Origin of the sequence: Flagellimonas profundi (genome assembly GCF_017313275.1) — a bacterium.
In the GTDB taxonomy this organism is placed as follows: Bacteria; Bacteroidota; Bacteroidia; order Flavobacteriales; family Flavobacteriaceae; genus Flagellimonas; species Flagellimonas profundi.
On the sequence record NZ_JAFLNM010000005.1, the window covers coordinates 102,688 to 121,902 of the forward strand.

General features: G+C 41.8%; 18 protein-coding genes. 9 read left to right on the forward strand and 9 right to left on the reverse strand.

All coding sequences use genetic code 11. The annotated features are described in order from the left end of the window. Positions 1-627 carry a DUF2306 domain-containing protein gene (locus J0654_RS16915; protein ID WP_207030306.1) on the reverse strand — a complete coding sequence of 209 codons (627 nt, stop codon included), beginning with the start codon at positions 625-627 and terminating at the stop codon, positions 1-3. Positions 628-747: 120 nt separating this feature from the next. Between J0654_RS16915 and J0654_RS16920 the strand changes: the two genes are divergently transcribed. Continuing rightward, complete coding sequence (locus J0654_RS16920; protein ID WP_207030307.1) at positions 748-900, forward strand: hypothetical protein; 153 nt, start codon at positions 748-750, stop codon at positions 898-900. A gap of 4 nt (positions 901-904) precedes the next feature. On the opposite strand, the gene folD is transcribed toward J0654_RS16920, so the two are convergent. The 3 genes from folD to J0654_RS16935 form a co-directional block, all read right to left on the reverse strand. Further along, the gene (gene folD, locus J0654_RS16925; RefSeq protein ID WP_207030308.1) at positions 905-1,783 is read right to left on the reverse strand and encodes a bifunctional methylenetetrahydrofolate dehydrogenase/methenyltetrahydrofolate cyclohydrolase FolD; all 879 of its coding nucleotides are present in this window, start codon (positions 1,781-1,783) and stop codon (positions 905-907) included. A 42-nt stretch (positions 1,784-1,825) separates the two neighbouring features. Beyond that, positions 1,826-3,154, reverse strand: coding sequence for a signal recognition particle protein (gene ffh, locus J0654_RS16930; protein WP_207030309.1), 1,329 nt, complete (start codon positions 3,152-3,154; stop codon positions 1,826-1,828). A gap of 105 nt (positions 3,155-3,259) precedes the next feature. Then, positions 3,260-5,026, reverse strand: a complete 1,767-nt coding sequence (locus J0654_RS16935) for a hypothetical protein (RefSeq protein WP_207030310.1) — start codon at positions 5,024-5,026, stop codon at positions 3,260-3,262. Positions 5,027-5,140: 114 nt separating this feature from the next. On the opposite strand from J0654_RS16935, the gene J0654_RS16940 reads away from it, so the two are divergent. The 4 genes from J0654_RS16940 to J0654_RS16955 all read left to right on the forward strand — a co-directional run bounded on the left by J0654_RS16940 (position 5,141) and on the right by J0654_RS16955 (position 9,637). Next, a complete protein-coding gene (locus J0654_RS16940) occupies positions 5,141-5,641 on the forward strand; it encodes an RNA polymerase sigma factor (protein WP_207030311.1) in 501 nt (166 codons plus the stop codon). A gap of 76 nt (positions 5,642-5,717) precedes the next feature. Further along, positions 5,718-6,632 carry a FecR family protein gene (locus J0654_RS16945; RefSeq protein WP_207030312.1) on the forward strand — a complete coding sequence of 305 codons (915 nt, stop codon included), beginning with the start codon at positions 5,718-5,720 and terminating at the stop codon, positions 6,630-6,632. Beyond that, positions 6,610-9,177 carry a TonB-dependent receptor gene (locus J0654_RS16950; protein WP_207030313.1) on the forward strand — a complete coding sequence of 856 codons (2,568 nt, stop codon included), beginning with the start codon at positions 6,610-6,612 and terminating at the stop codon, positions 9,175-9,177. The genes J0654_RS16945 and J0654_RS16950 overlap by 23 nt, the downstream gene beginning before the upstream one ends. Positions 9,178-9,268: 91 nt before the next feature. Next, a complete protein-coding gene (locus J0654_RS16955) occupies positions 9,269-9,637 on the forward strand; it encodes an endonuclease domain-containing protein (protein WP_207030314.1) in 369 nt (122 codons plus the stop codon). Positions 9,638-9,672: 35 nt separating this feature from the next. Here J0654_RS16955 and argS read toward each other — a convergent pair whose 3' ends face one another. After that, complete coding sequence (gene argS / locus J0654_RS16960) at positions 9,673-11,451, reverse strand: arginine--tRNA ligase (RefSeq protein ID WP_207030315.1); 1,779 nt, start codon at positions 11,449-11,451, stop codon at positions 9,673-9,675. Between the two features lie 94 nt (positions 11,452-11,545). Here argS and J0654_RS16965 point away from each other — a divergent pair, with 94 nt between their 5' ends. The 3 genes from J0654_RS16965 (at position 11,546) to J0654_RS16975 (ending at position 15,371) form a co-directional block, all read left to right on the forward strand. After that, positions 11,546-11,971: a hypothetical protein gene (locus J0654_RS16965; RefSeq protein WP_207030316.1), complete on the forward strand. Its 426-nt coding sequence runs from the start codon at positions 11,546-11,548 to the stop codon at positions 11,969-11,971. Beyond that, on the forward strand, positions 11,968-13,392 hold the full coding sequence (locus tag J0654_RS16970; RefSeq protein WP_207030317.1) for an SDR family oxidoreductase: 1,425 nt from the start codon (positions 11,968-11,970) through the stop codon (positions 13,390-13,392). Before J0654_RS16965 ends, J0654_RS16970 begins: the two co-directional genes overlap by 4 nt. A 467-nt stretch (positions 13,393-13,859) precedes the next feature. Continuing rightward, positions 13,860-15,371: a peptidase associated/transthyretin-like domain-containing protein gene (locus tag J0654_RS16975; RefSeq protein WP_207030318.1), complete on the forward strand. Its 1,512-nt coding sequence runs from the start codon at positions 13,860-13,862 to the stop codon at positions 15,369-15,371. Between the two features lie 3 nt (positions 15,372-15,374). Here the strand turns inward: J0654_RS16975 and J0654_RS16980 are convergent, their stop codons facing one another. After that, positions 15,375-15,614: a helix-turn-helix domain-containing protein gene (locus J0654_RS16980; RefSeq protein ID WP_207030319.1), complete on the reverse strand. Its 240-nt coding sequence runs from the start codon at positions 15,612-15,614 to the stop codon at positions 15,375-15,377. 78 nt (positions 15,615-15,692) lie between these two features. Between J0654_RS16980 and J0654_RS16985 the strand changes: the two genes are divergently transcribed. After that, entirely contained in the window at positions 15,693-15,890 is a 198-nt protein-coding gene (locus J0654_RS16985; protein WP_207030320.1) for a hypothetical protein, read from the forward strand. A 242-nt stretch (positions 15,891-16,132) separates the two neighbouring features. Here the strand turns inward: J0654_RS16985 and J0654_RS16990 are convergent, their stop codons facing one another. The 3 genes from J0654_RS16990 to J0654_RS17000 all read right to left on the reverse strand — a co-directional run bounded on the left by J0654_RS16990 (position 16,133) and on the right by J0654_RS17000 (position 18,944). Beyond that, positions 16,133-16,750: a Pr6Pr family membrane protein gene (locus J0654_RS16990; protein WP_207030321.1), complete on the reverse strand. Its 618-nt coding sequence runs from the start codon at positions 16,748-16,750 to the stop codon at positions 16,133-16,135. 291 nt (positions 16,751-17,041) lie between these two features. Then, a complete protein-coding gene (gene ctlX / locus J0654_RS16995) occupies positions 17,042-17,947 on the reverse strand; it encodes a citrulline utilization hydrolase CtlX (protein ID WP_207030418.1) in 906 nt (301 codons plus the stop codon). Positions 17,948-18,029: 82 nt separating this feature from the next. Then, positions 18,030-18,944 carry a dimethylarginine dimethylaminohydrolase family protein gene (locus J0654_RS17000; RefSeq protein WP_207030322.1) on the reverse strand — a complete coding sequence of 305 codons (915 nt, stop codon included), beginning with the start codon at positions 18,942-18,944 and terminating at the stop codon, positions 18,030-18,032. Positions 18,945-19,215 lie beyond the last annotated feature (271 nt).

Consider the following 19,215-nt stretch of genomic DNA (forward strand, 5'->3'; position numbering starts at 1 on the left):
TCAAACAAGGTTCAGGCCTTTTTTCTTTACCCATATTTGGGCAAAAATCATATTGGGAACCCAACATAGCCAGGCAACTATTTTATAAGCCACTAAGAATTCTCCAAAAACGATAGTGAGCAAGGGCAACCAAATACGCAGTGTTACTGCGGCAAAGCAAGCAGCATAGCTATAGATCATCATACCTTGATGAAGGGAAAGGTCTTTGTTTTTCACGGCGATATATGCCCTTGTTGTGGTAAAAATCCATATTACGCCCAAACTGATGAAACCTATGGATGAAACCAAACCACCAGTGGCAAAAAAACCGAGGTATACTCCGCAAAGTCCACTTAATAGGGCGGAGACCACATATATTTTACCAAGGTTTCGATGAAGATTCAGTCTTTTGGACCTGAGTTTTTTAATAAACTGTGACCACCCGACCAACAAGGCCAAGCCTCCAAAACTGATATGACCGTAAAACGCTGTTTTCCATATGGTGCTTGCCAACAATTCATGGGATTTATTCATTAAAAGTCCAAAATTGTCGGAAGCGAATACATAGACCAAAGGATAAAGACCAATTCCTATGGCCAGGAACACAAAAACCACCCAAGCTACTTTGTTTCTTGCCGTTTGAGCCATAATGCCTGATTTATCGATAGGTAAGTTATCGATATTTTAAACACAAAAACAAGAATTTCAAATGTAATTCGTTATAAGTGTACCAATTAGTCATTTAAATCGAACGCAAATCCTACTGCTATGAAGACAATTTTACTCTTGGTCACCCTTATTTTTTCTGCTATGGCCGTATCCAGTTGTACCAATGATGAAAGTGATACCGAATTTGAATTTCTTACTCCGGAAGAAGAGCAGAATGCTGCACTAAAAGCAGAACAAGAAAATGTAAACTAAAGTTTTACGCATTGTGGCGTTCCCGCGCCAACAAGGTGTTCTTGAGCAGCATGGCAATGGTCATTGGCCCAACTCCACCAGGTACTGGAGTAATGTACGATGCTTTTTTACTGACATTTTCAAAATCCACATCCCCTGTGATGTAATACCCTTTTTCTTTGGTTTCGTCAGGTACTCGGGTAATGCCCACATCAATAATGGTTACCCCATCCTTGACCATATCCGCCTTCAAAAATTTAGGAACTCCCAATGCAGAAATCACAATATCCGCCTGAAGCGTCAGTTCCTTTAGGTTTTTGGTTCTACTGTGTGCAAGAGTGACAGTGGAATTTCCAGGGTTTCCCTTTTGGCTCATTAAAATACTAATGGGTCTTCCCACAATATGGCTCCGACCTATCACCACCGTATGTTTTCCTTCAGTTTCAACCTTATACCGCTTTAGCAGCTCCATAATCCCGAATGGGGTGGCGGAAATAAAGGTTTCCATATCCAATGCCATTTTACCAAAATTGGTAGGATGAAATCCGTCGACATCTTTATCGGGATCTACGGCCATCAAAACCTTTTCCTCATCAATATGTTTTGGCAAAGGAAGTTGAACAATATAACCATCTATATCTGGGTCGTTGTTCAATTGGTGCACTTGCTTTAGCAAATCTTCTTCTGTGGTTTCCTCTGGAAGATGGATCAATGTGGATTCGAATCCTATTTTTTTACAGGAACGTACTTTACTTCCCACATAAGTAAGGCTGGCACCATCGTTGCCTACCAAAACGGCTGCCAAATGGGGGACTTTTTCACCACGTTCTTTCATTTGGGCCACCTCAACGGTGATTTCTTCTTTAATCTGGTTCGATACTTTTTTTCCGTCAAGGATTTCCATGGGCTATGTTGGTTTTACTTCTGACTTCTTTTCTGACCTAAGTTATCTCATGTTTTGCATCATCTGCATCATCTTCTTGCCGCCACCACCTTGCATCATCTTCATCATCTTGCTCATTTGATTGAACTGCTTGAGCAACTGGTTAACCTCTTGAATAGAGGTTCCACTACCAGCAGCAATTCTCTTTTTTCGGCTGGCATTCAATTTAGCTGGTGTAGATCTTTCTTCTGGGGTCATGGAATGGATGATGGCTTCAATGTGTTTGAAAGCATCATCATCAATATCCAATCCTTTCAATGCTTTTCCAGCACCTGGAATCATTCCCATGAGGTCCTTCATGTTCCCCATTTTCTTGATTTGCTGTATCTGGTTCAGGAAATCATCAAATCCAAACTTGTTTTTGGCAATTTTCTTCTGGATTTTTCGTGCCTGCTCTTCATCAAACTGTTCCTGCGCACGCTCCACCAAGGACACCACGTCCCCCATTCCAAGGATACGGTCGGCCATACGGGATGGATGGAAAACATCGATCGCTTCCATTTTTTCCCCTGTACCGATAAACTTGATCGGCTTATCGACCACGGATTTAATGGAAATGGCAGCACCACCTCGTGTATCACCATCCAACTTGGTTAAAACAACCCCGTCAAAATTCAAGACATCATTAAAGGCTTTCGCAGTATTCACGGCATCCTGACCGGTCATGGAATCAACAACAAACAAAGTTTCTTGAGGCTCAATGGCCTTGTGGATATTGGAGATTTCCGTCATCATCTGCTCGTCCACGGCCAAACGACCTGCGGTATCGATGATCACTACATTGCACCCTGTGCTTTTTGCATGTGAAATACCGGCCTTGGCAATAGCAACGGGATCATTGTTATCGCGATCGGAATATACTTCTACCCCTATTTGATCCCCGACTATATGCAACTGGTCTATCGCTGCCGGACGATATACGTCACAGGCTACCAAAAGTGGTTTCTTTGTTTTTTTGTTTTTGAGATAATTGGCAAGTTTACCCGAGAAGGTGGTTTTACCAGAACCTTGCAGACCGGACATTAAAATAACCGAAGGATCACCTGATAAATCTATTCCTTCTGCTTCACCCCCCATGAGCTCGGTAAGCTCATCCTTAACCAATTTCACCATAAGCTGACCTGGCTGTAATGAGGTCAGTACATTTTGACCAAGCGCTTTTTCCTTTACCGTATTGGTAAATTCCTTGGCAATTTTAAAGTTAACATCGGCATCAAGTAAGGCTCTTCGAATTTCCTTAAGGGTCTCTGCTACATTGATTTCCGTAATCTGTCCGTGCCCTTTGAGGACGTGAAATGCCTTATCTAACTTTTCGCTTAAATTATCGAACATATGTTCTTGGTTTTAAAGAGGGACAAATTTAAGAATAATATAAAAGAAAAAGGACGGCTTTGGGGAGAGCCGTCCTTCTTTTGGAAAAAAGATTGGGGAAAATTCTTATGGTTTCTCGAATACCAAGGTATCTACCGAACCATCATCACTAACATCCTTTAATTCGATTCGAGTAGCTGTAACGGAAACTATCTGCCAGTCATCTGTTAGATCTGCCAAATCATCACCGGTATCAAAATTGATGTAGAACTTCAAACCTTCGTCAGAATCTCTCAGTACTCTCCAAAGTCCATTGGCTATAGGGTCGGCATTGACAGACACTTCTATTTGATACATTGTAGAGAAATCAAAATCCATTCCGGCATATGAGGCGGTCATATCCACTTCTCCTTCTTGATAAAGGGCCACATTCCATGGTCCGCCCATAGCTATATTTCTAATTTCAGTGACATCGCCATCATTGGCACTATCATCGCAGACTCTCACCAATACCATTTCATGGTCTGTTTCTTCTATTTTAAACTTTAAACGGGTTTCCAACATTTCCCTGATTGGCCATTCAAAACTAACCCCAGGTTCTTCACCCATATTTATTATAAGCGAAAGTTGGAATTGGCTGTTCAATCCAATCTCCCAAGTACCTTCTATGGTGCTCACCCCATTTCCAAGGGTTACCACACCATCCGTCATAAATTGGAATTCATAACCCAAAAGCCTTTCTATTTCTGCTCCTTGGTTCTTTACTTTTTTAACTACCCACTCACATTCATTGAGCAGGGCCATAAAGGCTTCCCTATCAATTTGTTCGGAAGGATCTACATCACACCTCTTTTTAAGAATTATTCTGTTTCCTCCATCTTTATAAAGTTTGATGACTCCTTCTTCCAATTGATAAACATACCATTCCAAAGAAAAGTCCACCAATGCTTCAAACTCGAGGCTCAATAGAGCTCCATTATCGGTCATACTGGTACTCCAAGTACCTGAAACAGATGCCCCAGTATAATTGGACAATACGACTGTCCCATCCTCGTTGAATGTCATTAGTTGTTCAAAGTACTGTTCAGAGTTGTCAATCTCGTCACGGATTACCTGTCTAACCTGAAGCGGACAAGCAACTAAAAACTCATCCAGCTGTCCTTCTGTAAAATCATCATCATTGTAATCATCGTCATCGTCCTCATCACATTGGTTTTTGGCCATTTCCAAGGCTGCCGCCAATTCGGCGTTGTTCTGTACCGTTACTTCGGTACCATCATATTTCTTTAAGGTGATCGGGAATTCAATGCTGATCAGGTCATCATCTTCGAGCTCATCAAAAAACCTTCTCAATTCTTGATCGCTCATCACCTGAACTTCGTTGGCCTGCTGGTTATCCACACCAAAAGTGAACAGGGTAATAGGGTAAACAAAATCAATACACTCGATATCATCATCATCACCACCTTCTAGACATTCACTTGCCAAGGCTTCGAGCTCGTCTTGGTTTTCGATGCTTATTTCACTAAAATCAGAAAGTGTAATGGTGATTGGGAAAGCAATATCAAGGATGTCATCATCGTCTTCAAGTTCATCAAAAATTTCTTCAACCACTTCCAAATCACTTTCGGAATCTATGGTCACATCCACTCCATTAACAGTAACGGTATATGGAAATTGAACGGCAAAACAACTGGCTCCATCAATAATATTATCGTAGGAACCGTCACTGGAAGACGTGTTTTCAATCAAAACCGCAGTAGTGGAATTAGCGGCAATGGTTTCACTTTCACTGCCACCGCCAACTTCTTCGTATTCTTCTTGGCATGCGGACAAACTAAAAACAAGTACAACAAGTGCTGCGCGCAATATGTTGTTCATCAACTTTTTCATAATAATTGAACTTTTGGGGTTATAATTCAACTGTAAAACAACCATCCAGATAAAAACCCTACTTTTTCTAAAAAATTTTCAAATATATTTGAGTCGACAAACAAACTCCCACCCATGAGCAATGTATGCGAAGACCATGTTTTCAGTAAAGTTTTCAAGACCCATTCCAAAACGGTCTTCAACTACATCTTTTATAAGTTTGGGAATGAGGAGAAGGCACACGACGCCGTGCAGGAAGCCTTTGTGAAACTTTGGCAAAACTGTGCCAAGGTAAGTCCAGAGAAAGCCAAATCCTACGTTTACACGATTGCCAACAACCTTTATTTAAATGTTTTAAAGGCGGAAAAGGTCAGACTAAAACATGCTGACAGCCTTGTAAAAGACCGTACCCATGAGTCTCCAGAGTTTTTGATGGAGGAAAAGGAATACAAGAAAAAACTGGACGATGCCATAAACGCTTTGCCCGACAACCAAAGGACCACTTTTTTACTCAATAGGATAGATGGGAAAAAATACGCGGAGATTGCGGAAATGGAAGGGGTAAGTGTAAAAGCCATTGAAAAAAGAATGCATTTGGCCCTGAAGAGTTTACGGGAACAGATTGATGGAATCTAAAAATTTGAGTTTATCTTTAATTATAAGGTAGGGTATTTTAAAAGTTAGTTGTTACAATAGCGTAAAGCATAAACCCATGCAAGAAAATTATTTGGCAAAATGGCTGAGCGATGAGCTTTCTGAGGAAGAACTTCGGGAATTTAAAAGTTCCGAGGCGTATACTTCTTACCAAAAGCTCAAAGAGGCTTCAAGCAGGTTGGCAGCCCCTGATTTTGATGCTGACCAAGCGTTGCAGCGCTTAAAAGACGAGCACATCGACAATGCACCAAAGGTGATTACCCTGAACCCGTTCAAGAAATTCCTTAGGGTCGCTGCAGTTATAGCCGTTCTAATTGCCGGTTCTTATTTCTACATAAACACTTTGGACGAAAAAGTGAGCACTGAATTTGCCGAACGTTCCGAAGTAGTGCTTCCCGATGATTCCGAAATCTTTTTGAACGCAGACTCCCAAATATCATACAGCAAAAAGAATTGGGACAATAAAAGAAATGTTGATTTAATGGGTGAGGCCTTCTTTAAAGTGGCCAAAGGAAAAAAATTCACCGTTTCCACCGACCATGGTACCGTTGCCGTTTTGGGAACACAGTTTAATGTGGAAAACAGAAAAGGGTTCTTTGAAGTAACTTGTTACGAGGGATTGGTAAGTGTGACCCACAACAATAAAGAGTCCAAATTACCTGCCGGAACCTCTTTCTTGGTAATCAATGGGAACATTGTAAGTGCCGGAACACCAGATGGCAGCGCCCCCTCTTGGATGAACAACGAAAGTAGTTTTGAAAGCATTCCTCTAAAATATGTGTTTGCCGAACTAGAAAGACAGTTCAATATCAAGGTAACTACAGAAAATATAGACACAAACCTCTTATTTACTGGGTCTTTTAACAACACAGACCTAAATATGGCGTTAAAAAGTATAAGTACCCCCTCCAAAACAAGGTTTACAATAGACGGAGACAATGTACTTTTTTATGCTGGGAACACACTACAATAAACATTCAGGCCTCGTCCTCGGTTTCTTGTTTTTTCTGGTTTGCAACATTCATGCACAGGAAAAACAACAGTCTCCCATTGACCTTATTGCCTATATAAAAAACTTGGAGAATCGTTTTGATATCAAGTTCTCCTATATTGATGAGGACTTGGAAGGTCTGACCATCACAATTCCAGATAACCTTGATACATTGGAAGAAATGCTTCAATATATTGAAGAGACCTTCCGTATTGAAACAGAAAAACTCAATGACCGATATTACACTCTCTCCACCAACAATCAGGTCAATATATGTGGTGTAGTTTTGGATAATTTCGCGGAGAACACCGTTATGGGGGCCACGGTAGAAGTTTTGGGAACGAACACGGCCAAGATAACGGATAACAATGGAACTTTTTCACTGGAGAACGTTCCTAGAAACGCATCATTGCAAATCCGATATCTGGGCTACGTCACTAAATATGTGAAGGTAGAAACGCTTTTACAGCAAAGCGGGTGTCCAAAAATACTTTTAGCTCCGTATTACGAACAATTGGATGAAGTATTCGTATACAAATACCTTACTTCGGGAATCATAAAGGAAAAAGATGCGAGTATCACCTTGAACACCGCTGAGTTTGGAATACTTCCCGGACTTATTGAGCCCGACATTCTACAAACCGTACAGGCTTTGCCAGGCATTAAAAGTATTGATGAGACCGTATCCGACATCAATGTACGCGGTGGCACCAACGACCAAAACCTCATCCTGTGGAACGGCATTAAAATGTATCAATCGGGGCACTTTTTCGGGTTGATATCCGCGTTTAATCCTTACCAAACAGATAAGGTGACGATATATAAAAACGGGACACCCTCCAACTTTGGTGACGGGGTAAGCAGCGTTATCCAAATGGAAACGGGCAACAAGGTGCCGGAAATTTTTAAAGGGGGTGGCGGATTTAATCTGATCAGTGGTGATGTTTTCGTAGAAGTACCTGTAACCAGTAACTTGGGCGTTCAATTTGCCGCGCGACGTTCCGCCACAGACTTTTTGAGCACCCCTACCTACAAACAATTCATCAATAGAGCGTTTCAGGATAGTGAAATAACCCTTCAAAACAACAGCACCGTTGATGATGATTTTATCCGAGACGAAGATTTTTTCTTTTATGATTTTTCTGGAAAAATCCTGTATGACCTCAACGATTACCACAAAATCAGGTTGAGTGCCATCCACATTAAAAACAATTTAAAATTTGAAGAAACCAATGTCTCTTCAGATGAAACCAACATCAGTTTACTGAAGCAGGGCAATATTTCCGTTGGCGGACAATTACAGAGCGATTGGACGGATAGATTCTCAACTCACCTCAACATTTACTATTCCAAGTATAATTTGGATGCGCAAAATGTTTACGATAATCAAGTGCAGCAATTGTTCCAGAACAATCAAGTGACCGAAAACGCCCTAAAATTAAATACGAATTACATTTTAAGCGACGAATTTAATTGGAGCAACGGGTATCAATTCATCGAGACAGGAATTACCAACGCCACTGTTATCAACGAACCTGATTTCAACAGTGAAATTAAAGGTGTCATCCGTACCCATGCCCCCTATTCTCAGGTAAACTACAATTCTCCAGGGAACAAGTTCATTGGAAGTATCGGAGCGCGTTTCAACTTTATTGAGAACCTCAACACGTTTCAGAAAGTCCTTATCGAACCAAGGGTCAATCTAAACTTCAAAGTGGCCAATTATTTACGGGCACAAGTTTTGGGAGAGTTCAAAAGCCAGACCACGAACCAGATCATAGATTTGGAGCAAAACTTTTTGGGCATCGAAAAACGCAGGTGGATCCTATCCAATGACAACTCCCTTCCCGTTACCAAAAGCAAACAAGGTTCTGCTGGCGTCAATTACGAAAAAAACAATTTTTATGTGGGTGTGGAGGCCTTTTACAAAAACGTGGATGGCATCAGTACAAGTACCCAAGGGTTTCAAAACCCGTATCAATTTTCGGGGGAAATCGGAAGTTACGATGTTAAGGGAGTAGAAGTGCTCATCAATAAAAAAGGGGACAATTACAGCACTTGGCTCAGTTATGCTTACAATAAGAATGATTATACCTTCGATTCCATTGTACCGCAATCCTTCCCGAACAATTTGGACATTAGGCATACCATTACATTTGCGAGCACCTACACATACAAAGATTTGAAATTAAGTATCGGGCTCAATTACAGGACAGGTAAACCCTTTACGGAACCTGTTGAGGGTGAAGAAGGCTTGGACCGAAATTATTATCCGCCCAGAATCAATTATCAGTCCCCGAACAATAGCCGATTGCCCGAATATTTTAGGGCAGATGCATCGGCGATTTACAATTTTCAAATCAGTAGGACCATTCGTGCCAATGCCGGACTGTCCATTTTAAATTTTACTGATAGAAAAAACACCCTGAACAAATATTATCGGGTCAACGAGGACGACGAAATTGAAACGATAGAAAACTTTTCTTTGGGCATTACACCCAATGTGAGTTTTAGGGTGAGTTTTTAAATTTTGTAGATTTATAAAATCAATCTCCCCGATTCAGAAAGTCTGAATCACCCCTCTTGGGTCAAGAGGGGAACTTTTAAAGTAGAGATTGATGAAAAAAAGAATCCACAACCGCAAAGAACTAGAACATTTTCGGAAAAAGTTAAGGAAGAACCTAACTCCAGCCGAAGCCTTTTTATGGCGATATCTAAAAGCCAAAAAATTAAAAGGTAGACGTTTCAACCGTCAACACAGTATAAAGAATTACATTGTTGATTTCTATTGTGCTTCAGAAAAATTGGTAATTGAATTGGACGGAGCGGTTCACAATACACCTCAAGCCAAAGAGCACGATGCAAAACGTACCAAAGTCATAAATGAACTAGGTTATACAGTAATACGATTTGAGAATAAAATGGTATTTGAAAACTTGGAATCCGTATTGTCTGAAATCGCAGAACACTTTAAGCAAACCCCATAAGCTTCTCCCTTTTTAAAAGGGAGATAAAGAGGGTTTTACATCCGCTCAGGAACATCAATACCCAACAAACGGAACGCCGACCGAATAACCTCGCCCACTTTTTGGGACAACTGTACCCTAAAGTTTTTCTTCTGCTCATCGGTTTCTCCCAATATGGAGACTTGCTGATAAAAGGAATTGAACTCCTTTACCAAATCGTAGGTGTAATTCGCAATCAAGGCAGGGCTAAAATTTTCTGCCGCCAACTGAACCGTTTCTGGGAACAATTGAATCTGCTTCAACAACTCTTTTTCTTTTTCATGCAGGTCCAAAGTGGTCTCCACTGTGCTCGAACCGACATTGTCCGCCTTGCGCAAGATAGATTGGATCCTAGCGTAGGTATATTGGATAAAAGGCCCTGTATTCCCTTGAAAATCCACAGACTCTTCTGGGTTAAAAAGGATACGCTTTTTCGGGTCCACTTTTAAAATGTAGTATTTAAGGGCACCCAAACCTATGGTTCGGTACAATTGTTTTTTCTCCTCTTCGGAATAACCGTCCAATTTGCCCAATTCTTGGGAAATGGATTCGGCCGTGTCCTCCATATTTTTGATGAGGTCGTCCGCATCCACTACGGTACCTTCCCTACTCTTCATTTTTCCACTGGGCAGGTCCACCATTCCATAACTTAAATGGTACAATTGCTCGGCCCAAGAATAGCCCAACTTTTTCAGGATAAGAAACAGCACCTTAAAGTGATAATCCTGCTCGTTGCCCACCGTGTAGACCATTCCGTTGATATCAGGGAAATCGGTAACCCGTTGAATGGCCGTCCCGATATCCTGTGTCATATACACCGCCGTACCGTCGGAACGCAACACAATTTTTTCATCGAGGCCTTCATCCGTAAGATCGATCCAAACACTACCATCCTCTTTTTTAAAGAAAACGCCTCGTTCCAACCCATCCTTTACCACATCGCGCCCTAACAAATAGGTATCGCTCTCGTAGTATAGGGTATCAAAATCAACTCCCAAGTTTTTGTAGGTGGTATCAAAGCCATCGTACACCCAACCGTTCATTTTTTTCCAAAGGGAAACAACCTCATCATCTCCAGCTTCCCATTTACGGAGCATATCCTGAGCTTCCAATAAAATTGGTGCCTCCTTTTCCGCTTTTTCCTTTTCTGTCCCAGCCTCAACCAATTCGGCAATCTGTTCTTTATATGCTTTATCAAAAGCTACGTAGTACTTACCTACTAAATGGTCTCCTTTTAAACCGGAGGATTCGGGAGTCTCGCCTTCACCAAACTTCTGCCAGGCCAACATACTTTTGCAGATGTGGATGCCTCGATCATTGATGATCTGGGTTTTATATACCTTTTTACCGGATGCCTTTAAAATTTCCGCCACGGAGTACCCCAAAAGGTTATTACGGATGTGCCCCAAGTGCAATGGCTTATTGGTATTGGGAGACGAATATTCCACCATTACAGCATCATCCGACTGGGTTTTTACATAACCGAAATCGGTTTCATCAAAAATGCTGTTGAAGAAGTCTAAGTAATAACTATCCTCGATAACAATGTTCAAAAAGCCTTGAACTACATTGCATTTGGATACTTTATCCACATGTTCAACCAGGTATTCCCCAATTTTTGTCCCGATCTGGACGGGATTCCCCTTTACGTGGCGCAACATAGGAAATACCACTACGGTAATGTCTCCCTCAAAATCCTTGCGGGTAGGTTGAAATTCTACCGTAGGCAGTTCAACTTCGTACAGTTGTTTTACCGCTTCGATTACTTTATGGGTCAAATCGTTCTGCAAACTCATCTATAAAGGCTTTTCAGGGCGCAAAACTACGCATTTTTTGGGCTTTTCCCACACCAAAACAAAACGGTCCGCCGTAATTTGATTAATTTTAGATATGCTATTGAACGTCTCCTACAACGATAAAAAAATCACCAAAAAAATTAATGAGGCCGTAGGTAAAACAATACCCTTAAAAAAGCGCTTTGCCATGGGCGGGATAGGCTCCCCAAAATTGTACATTACTGAGGCCAGTATCGACATTTACAACCTCCTTGTTTTGGACAATAGCACCAATAGCTGTAATGTTGAAATGCGCCCAAATGGCATAATTGTCCGGTTCCGCTCCCGTTTGGAGACCTATGCGCTGATCATCCCCTACTACAAATTGAATGTGTACAAGGGTGACATCGGTATTTACTCCATTTATATGGACCACTACTTTATAAAAGTACGTTCGGACACCAAGGCCATTCAACGATTCTTCCGAAAATTAATGGACCACCGCGCGGACAACCTGCCCACCAACCTCGAAGATCTATGAAAATATTATTGACAGGAGCCAATGGCTACATTGGAATGCGTTTATTGCCCAAACTATTGGATATGGGACATAGCGTGGTTTGTGCCGTACGGGATGAAAAACGGCTTTCGGTCGATGCAAAGACCCGTTCCAAAATTGATGTTGTTGAAGTTGATTTCTTGGATGACCCTGAAAAACATCAAGTACCCAAGGATATTGATGCCGCCTACTACTTGATACATTCCATGGCCTCTTCGGTGACCGATTTTGATGAAAAGGAAGCACAGGCTGCCAAAAACTTCAATACCATTTTGGAGAACACCCAATGCAAACAAGTAATTTACCTCAGTGGTATTGTGAATGATGAAGAACTCTCCAAGCACCTCAGTTCCAGAAAAAATGTGGAAGAAATCCTCTACAAAGGCCCTTTTGACCTTACAGTGCTCCGTGCAGGAATCATCGTGGGATCTGGCAGTTCCTCTTTTGAAATTATACGCGATCTATGCGAAAAATTACCCGTGATGATCACACCGAAATGGGTGCTCACCAAAACACAGCCCATAGCCATTCGCGATGTCATCCAGTTCCTTACCGAAGTGTTGGGCAACGATAAAACCTACGACCAGTCTTTTGATATTGGCGGTCCCGATATTCTCACCTATAAAGACATGCTACACGGTTATGCCAAGGTACGTGGCTTTAAGAATTGGATTTTTACCGTCCCCGTGATGACCCCAAAATTATCCTCTTACTGGCTCTATTTTGTCACTTCCACTTCCTACAAATTGGCCATGAACCTTGTGGACAGTATGAAAATGGAGGTCGTGGCCCAGGACAATCGCTTACAAAACATGTTGGGCATTGAAACCCACACGTATGAAGAAGCTATTGACTTGGCCTTCAAAAAGATCGAACAAAACCTCGTAATCAGCAGTTGGAAGGACAGTATCGCTAGCGGACAAATCAAAGAAGACCTGGAAAATTACATTCAAGTGCCCAAATATGGTGTGCTACGGGACAAAAAATCCATCCGGATCAAAGATGAGGAGGCCGTTTTAAAGAACGTTTGGCGCATTGGTGGCGAAAATGGCTGGTACTACGGTAATTGGCTATGGAAAGTCCGAGGATTCCTGGACAAGTTGGTTGGCGGACCAGGACTTCGACGCGGACGCACCCATCCGGATAAAATTTTTCCTGGTGATGCATTGGACTTTTGGCGGGTACTACTGGCCGATAAGAAATCCAAGCGTCTACTCCTTTTCGCCGAAATGAAGACACCTGGAGAAGCTTGGTTGGAGTTTAAAATCGAAGATGGCGTACTGTACCAAACCGCAACCTTCCGCCCGAAAGGTTTATTGGGACGATTGTATTGGTATTCAGTCCTGCCGTTTCATCTCTTTATTTTTGGGAACATGATCAAGAATATTGCCAAAACTGATTAATCCCAATGTTTATATTTAAAATGTCATTCCGTGCGATGACTTAGCGAAGTTGAATTATGGCAGGGAATCCAGCCAAAAGGGATGTAAAGCATTGATTGGAAAATCTTTTTTTGCGGGTACAAATTCAAGAAACAAGCGTAGTGCTGTCATTCTGAAGAAGCGTAGCGACTAAAGAATCTCTTTTTTTAAGTTCAAGTTCAAGAGCAAAAGAATCTTCACTCCGCTCAGAATGACAAAGAAAAGAGTATTCAGGGTTATTCGTGAAATTCGTGTGAAATACTTTTACCCTTTACCCTTTACCCTTGACCCTTGACCCAACATCCCATCCTGTTAAAATACTATTAAGCCCCATCGGCTATTCCGATTTTCTTCGCACTTTGTCACAAAATTGCCCCAAGTTCGTCTAATTAGCAGACAACCTTTCCTCCCCCAAAAGGCGTCTAATTAATGAAACCATACATTTGATCATGTCCATTAAACAGACTTTTTCACTTACCTATTTTTCGCTTTTGATAGCACTTCCCATGACCGCCCAGACCATTAGTTCACGCCTGGTGGACGCCAAGACCAACAAAGGGATTTCCTACGCCACCATCCAGTATGGGGAGCACCAAGGAGTAATTACCAACGATGAGGGACGTTTCAGTTTTGTTCTGGAACAAGGCACTATCCTGCCCGACTCCATCTATGTTACCTCAATGGGCTATGAGAAAAAAGGCTTCACTTTGGAACAGTTACAGGATAGTTTGGTTCCTTTAAATGCCAAGGCAATAGAATTGAGCGGAGTCTATGTGTTCGACAAGGAACTCGAGGTGGATGACATCATTGATAAAATGATAGAAAACATACCTCAGAATGTGAATAAAACTCCTATAAAACAACGTTTTTTCCTTCGGAAATCCGAACTGGCCAATATGCACAAAGTGGATTTTGGATTTGAAAAATCTTCCATCAAAGAACTGAACAAGGAATTGATGGACAGTATTGCCCGATCGATCCCTAAAAATGCATCGCACTATACGGAGAGTTTTGGCGACCTCTACAAGAACAGCACCGAGTATAAGCTCAACATTATAAAAGCGGCCGACCTGTACGATAAGAGAGATGTAAGCTCCTTTGAAGAATTGGCAGAACATATGGAGGACATCTTTGCGCAGAATGTAAAGCCCGGCTCCTACCTCAAAATCAAATCAGGGATTTTTAGCGAAAAAATACAAGTGGATTCCATTTTGGACACCATGGACGATGAACGGATGGAGCAAATGAAAAAAGTAAAGGCCCAGGTGAAGAAGGACAGCGTTTCCGGCTTAACGGATAGCCAACGTTGGCAGTTCAAGGAAATGTTGGGTCAATTGTATTATAAAGAAGACACCAAATTGGATTTGGTGGAAAAAAACCGCCGTTACGAATTTCAACTGGCAGGCTATGCCGATATTGGCGATGCAGGAGTATACGTCGTGGATTTTTGGCCCAAGCGAGGCAGCGCGGACTTTAAGGGGCGGCTCTACATTAATATTGAGGACTTTGCCGTAATGCGGCTGGATTTTACGAACACCCAACGCCTACGGAATTTTAGGTTGTTGGGCATTACCTATCGCGAAACGGTGTACAAGGGCACCATGAGATTCGCCAAACTGCCCAACGGCAAGTACGATCTTCAGTTTATGGAATTGGCCGATGGGAAATTCTTTGGGGTGGACAGACCATTAAAAGTGGTGGAAAAGAACAAGCACGTAAAGGGTCGCCGTAAACAAAACGAATTAAAGCTGAACATCGACTTCCAGATGAACATTACCGCCAAATGGGAGCTGGTGGTATTTAACCAAGACAACATTGCCGAAAATGAGTTTAAGTCCTATAAAGAAGATAAAACCGTGCGGGCCACCTATATGCCACGGTACGACCCAGAGTTTTGGAAAGGTTATACCATTATGGAGCCCAACCAGGCCATTCGCGGGTTTACTGCAGAGGAGGAATAGAGATTAGATTTCAGTCCTCAGATGAAGATTACAGAGGTCGGACAAGGGGACTTCTAAGGCTTGGCTTATACGGTACAGGGTATGAATAGTGGCATTGGTTCTGCCCTTCTCTATTCTTGAAATATTGGTCGTATCAATTCGCGCTTCAATTTTGCCGACCAAATCTACCTGAGTATAGCCTTTTTCAAGCCGCGCTTTTTTGACATTTTCCCCGATTCTCTTTAAAACTTCCGACCTTTCCATACTTGCCATATTTGACAAGTCAAGAAAAGGCTTATATTTGCGGTTATTAATGCCATATATGGCAAGTTTTGATTTGATATGAAGCATAGTGAGGTTTTAATTAATTGGATTGAAGACTGCTATGGTTCCCCTGAAGAACTGGCCAAAGTTTTGGATTTGGCTCTGGAAATGCTGTTTTATTTGGAAGAAGAAACGTTTGACCGTAAAGAGGTACAACAAGTGGTCGCTGCGCTTCGAGGAATTGTGGTTGGATTGAGAAATCCAGACTATTCCTAGGTTTCTCAACTGCCCCCTTCGCCCTCCTTCGACTGCGCTCAGGATGACAGCTCTGGAACCAACCCGATGTGAAACCCAATACTTCAGGAAAATTCGTGTAATTTGTGTCCAACAATGAGATGCTGAACTCCGTTCAGAATGACAGGTTCAAGATTTATGATAATTCCTGCAATTTGTGTCCAACAATTAGATGCTGAACGCTGTTCAGAATGACAAATTGTTTATTGCTCATTGTCCTTTGTTCATTGTTTCGGCTGAAGTAGTTTCCCCAGAAAAAGAAGGGCTGCCATGATCAAAAGCATCAACAAAAATACCAACCCGACATTCAATAAGGATGTTCCCCAACCAAGTTCGGTCACATTAAAAAAAGGATAGGGATAAAATCCGGAAAAATGCCCGCGTACCATCACAAAAATCAAATACCCTAAAGGGTATAGCAGCCATTTGGAGATTTGTTTCCAAGTAACAATGTTCCTAGCACAGAACATGAGCCAATACACATACATAAACGCTGGGATAATGGTATGCAACAATTCGTCCACCACCATTTGCAAACCTGTTGGGTTCCAAATATCACGTAACACCAATTGGTACACCAGGCCCACAACCACAATAAAAACCGTAAGCGCCATGGGCGTTGCTTTTTTATGGAAAAGTGCCAATCGTTTTTGGTCGGCACCGAATACACGGGCGGTAAAGAACAATGCCACTAGGGTATTGGTAAGTATGGTAAAGAAACTTACAAATCGCACCAAACTCTCTACAACACTGGCCTCTTGGTTCTGCAGCATTAAGTATAGTTGGGCAAGAACGGCAAACCATCCCATACACAAACCCAATATTTCAAAATTTCTACGCATAGCGGAAGTTATTCAATTTTCAATTAATACCTATTCATGATTATCCGCCAGACGTCATTCCATGCCTACCACGGAATCTGATCCTATTGGGATGCAAAGCATCAATTTAGCAATCCTGCTATTTATGCCAAAGACATCTCGAATGCTCCTTCGCCCTCCTTCGACTGCGCTCAGGATGACAGCTCAGGAACCAACTCAATGTGATACCTTGAAACTTTGTGAAAATTCGTGAAATTCGTGTCGAACAAGAATTAAAAATTTCTCCACTGTGTTCGAAATGCCATCAAGGCACTATGCTTTTGGCAAAAACACCTCGGCCATCATACATCGGGCACTACCCCCGCCACAGGTCTCAATGGTATCCAAAGGACTGTGAATTATGGCACAGTGCTTTTCTATGTCTTTGATCTGTTGTTCGGTAAGGCTATTGAAGGCCTGCGTGCTCATCACCATATAACGTTGGTCATTCGCACCGATCACTTGCAACATATTTCCAGCGAAATGGCACATTTGTTCCTCTGTAATTCTAATAACCTCCTTGCCGTCCATTTTAATGTGCTCTACCACATTTTTTCGTTCCTTTTTATCGTCAATGGAGTCCAAACAGATAACAGCAAAGGTTTCCGCCATGGCCATCATCACATTGGTATGGTAAATGGGCAGTCGCTCGCCATCCACAGTTTGGTTGGCGTGAAAAATTACCGGGAAGCAATCAAAATCTTCACAGAATTCTATAAAAAGATCTTCGTGAGCACGTTCGGAAAGTGCGCAATATGCTTTTTGATTCACCCTATCTTTTAGGATACTGCCAGTTCCTTCCAAAAACACACCTTCATCTTCCGCAGCGGTATAGTCCATGATATTGTTAATGACAAATCCATGCTCTTCCAACAACTCAAAAACATCTTCCCTGCGTTCCTTTCTTCTGTTTTCGGCAAACATGGGGTATACACAAACGGTTCCGCTCTCGTGAAAAGAAACCCAGTTGTTCGGGAAAATTGAATCTGGCGTATCCTGTTCCATATTGTCATCAATGGTAATCACATTAACGCCATGTTCCCGAAGCACATCCACAAATTGGTCAAACTCTTGCTGTGCCTTTTTGTTGATTTCGGCATTTTTGAGGTGCGGGTCTTCCTGAAAATAGTTGTTGACCGCAGTTTGCTCGTTCATCCTAAAGTTCACGGGACGCACCATAAGAATGGTGTTGGTAATCTGTTTTCTCAATACTTTGACTATTTTGATTATACCTGTGGCAGCAGGAAGTTAGGGTTAAAAATTATGCTCTGATCAAAGGCATAGTGCTACAACGCAATAAACCTTCTTGCTTGGCTATTTCGGCATAGGGAATCTCCTCCACGGTGAATCCTTGGTCCCGAAGCCAATTGTTCAGCCTGGTAAAACCCTTTTCCGACACCACCACTTCGGGCGATATGGAAAAGACATTACTGAACATTTGATACATTTCTTCCTTATTTATTTCAAAAATGTTCTCCGGACCAAAGAAATCGACCAAATACTGATACTCCTCCTCTACCAAAAATCCATTTTTGTGCAAAATTGCTTTGTCCTTTCCTACAGGTTGGAAACAACAATCCAAATGCAGTGCATTCTCCTTGGGATCGGTATTGGACTTTCGAAGTTCGAAGGATTTTACTGTTTTATACGGAAACATATCGCGAATAAATTCGACGGCTTCGATATTGGTTCGTGCCGTAATGTAACTTGCATAGTCGGCACCTGTATAGGTTCCAACAAAAATATGGTCGTTCCACGGCATCACGTCGCCTCCTTCAATATGTACTTCTTCGGGAGGGCGAACAATCTTTGTTGGATCAATTTGATCCAAAACTTCATGGATGGCCACAAATTCCCGCTCGCGGTCGGGCAAAATATTGGCATGGAACAGTTTGTCCTCTATCACAAAAGCAATATCCCTAGCAAATATTTGATTACAGTCTTCCAATACTTCCGGTCGGTACACTTTTACACCATACTTGTGGAATACTTGGGCAAAGGCTTCCATTTCCTTGACCATATCGGCTTCTTTGGGATACGTTCCTGCCTTTATATGTTCTATGGATTTAGGATCGTAGGCTTCCTCTATTGTAGGAACAGGGCCATTACTTTCAGCAGTTCCCAAAATCACGGCTTTTAGCATGCTGGTCTCATCAACAATGTTTAATTCAATCATAAAATTGGTATTAATGCCCATAAAATGTAGGCCAATGAAAGCAATAAAGGAAATCCTTAAATTTTCTGAGGCAAATCTAATGTTTTGCAAACTATTTACCATCCCCAAGAAAGGGAAAAATAGCAATCAGATTTAGGTTAATGTACACGATAATTGGGAATATCATATTTTACATAACCAATTGCCTATCACCTTGTTAAAATATGGCCCTTTATGTAAATTTTACTCCAGATACGTTGGACTGTTTTTTATTAATTATTACATTTGTATT

Excerpts from the sequence above, each read along its gene's own strand:
- J0654_RS16970 (WP_207030317.1), top strand. The coding sequence starts at position 11,968 with ATGAAAATATTATTGACAGGAGCCAATGGCTACATTGGAATGCGTTTA.
- J0654_RS16945 (WP_207030312.1), top strand. The coding sequence starts at position 5,718 with ATGCAAGAAAATTATTTGGCAAAATGGCTGAGCGATGAGCTTTCTGAG.
- J0654_RS16955 (WP_207030314.1), top strand. The coding sequence starts at position 9,269 with ATGAAAAAAAGAATCCACAACCGCAAAGAACTAGAACATTTTCGGAAA.
- J0654_RS16980 (WP_207030319.1), bottom strand. The coding sequence starts at position 15,614 with ATGGAAAGGTCGGAAGTTTTAAAGAGAATCGGGGAAAATGTCAAAAAA.
- J0654_RS16990 (WP_207030321.1), bottom strand. The coding sequence starts at position 16,750 with ATGCGTAGAAATTTTGAAATATTGGGTTTGTGTATGGGATGGTTTGCC.
- J0654_RS16985 (WP_207030320.1), top strand. The coding sequence starts at position 15,693 with ATGAAGCATAGTGAGGTTTTAATTAATTGGATTGAAGACTGCTATGGT.
- ffh (WP_207030309.1), bottom strand. The coding sequence starts at position 3,154 with ATGTTCGATAATTTAAGCGAAAAGTTAGATAAGGCATTTCACGTCCTC.
- J0654_RS16965 (WP_207030316.1), top strand. The coding sequence starts at position 11,546 with ATGCTATTGAACGTCTCCTACAACGATAAAAAAATCACCAAAAAAATT.
- J0654_RS16975 (WP_207030318.1), top strand. The coding sequence starts at position 13,860 with ATGTCCATTAAACAGACTTTTTCACTTACCTATTTTTCGCTTTTGATA.
- folD (WP_207030308.1), bottom strand. The coding sequence starts at position 1,783 with ATGGAAATCCTTGACGGAAAAAAAGTATCGAACCAGATTAAAGAAGAA.
- J0654_RS17000 (WP_207030322.1), bottom strand. The coding sequence starts at position 18,944 with ATGATTGAATTAAACATTGTTGATGAGACCAGCATGCTAAAAGCCGTG.
- argS (WP_207030315.1), bottom strand. The coding sequence starts at position 11,451 with ATGAGTTTGCAGAACGATTTGACCCATAAAGTAATCGAAGCGGTAAAA.
- J0654_RS16940 (WP_207030311.1), top strand. The coding sequence starts at position 5,141 with ATGAGCAATGTATGCGAAGACCATGTTTTCAGTAAAGTTTTCAAGACC.
- J0654_RS16950 (WP_207030313.1), top strand. The coding sequence starts at position 6,610 with ATGCTGGGAACACACTACAATAAACATTCAGGCCTCGTCCTCGGTTTC.
- ctlX (WP_207030418.1), bottom strand. The coding sequence starts at position 17,947 with ATGGTGCGTCCCGTGAACTTTAGGATGAACGAGCAAACTGCGGTCAAC.
- J0654_RS16915 (WP_207030306.1), bottom strand. The coding sequence starts at position 627 with ATGGCTCAAACGGCAAGAAACAAAGTAGCTTGGGTGGTTTTTGTGTTC.
- J0654_RS16920 (WP_207030307.1), top strand. The coding sequence starts at position 748 with ATGAAGACAATTTTACTCTTGGTCACCCTTATTTTTTCTGCTATGGCC.
- J0654_RS16935 (WP_207030310.1), bottom strand. The coding sequence starts at position 5,026 with ATGAAAAAGTTGATGAACAACATATTGCGCGCAGCACTTGTTGTACTT.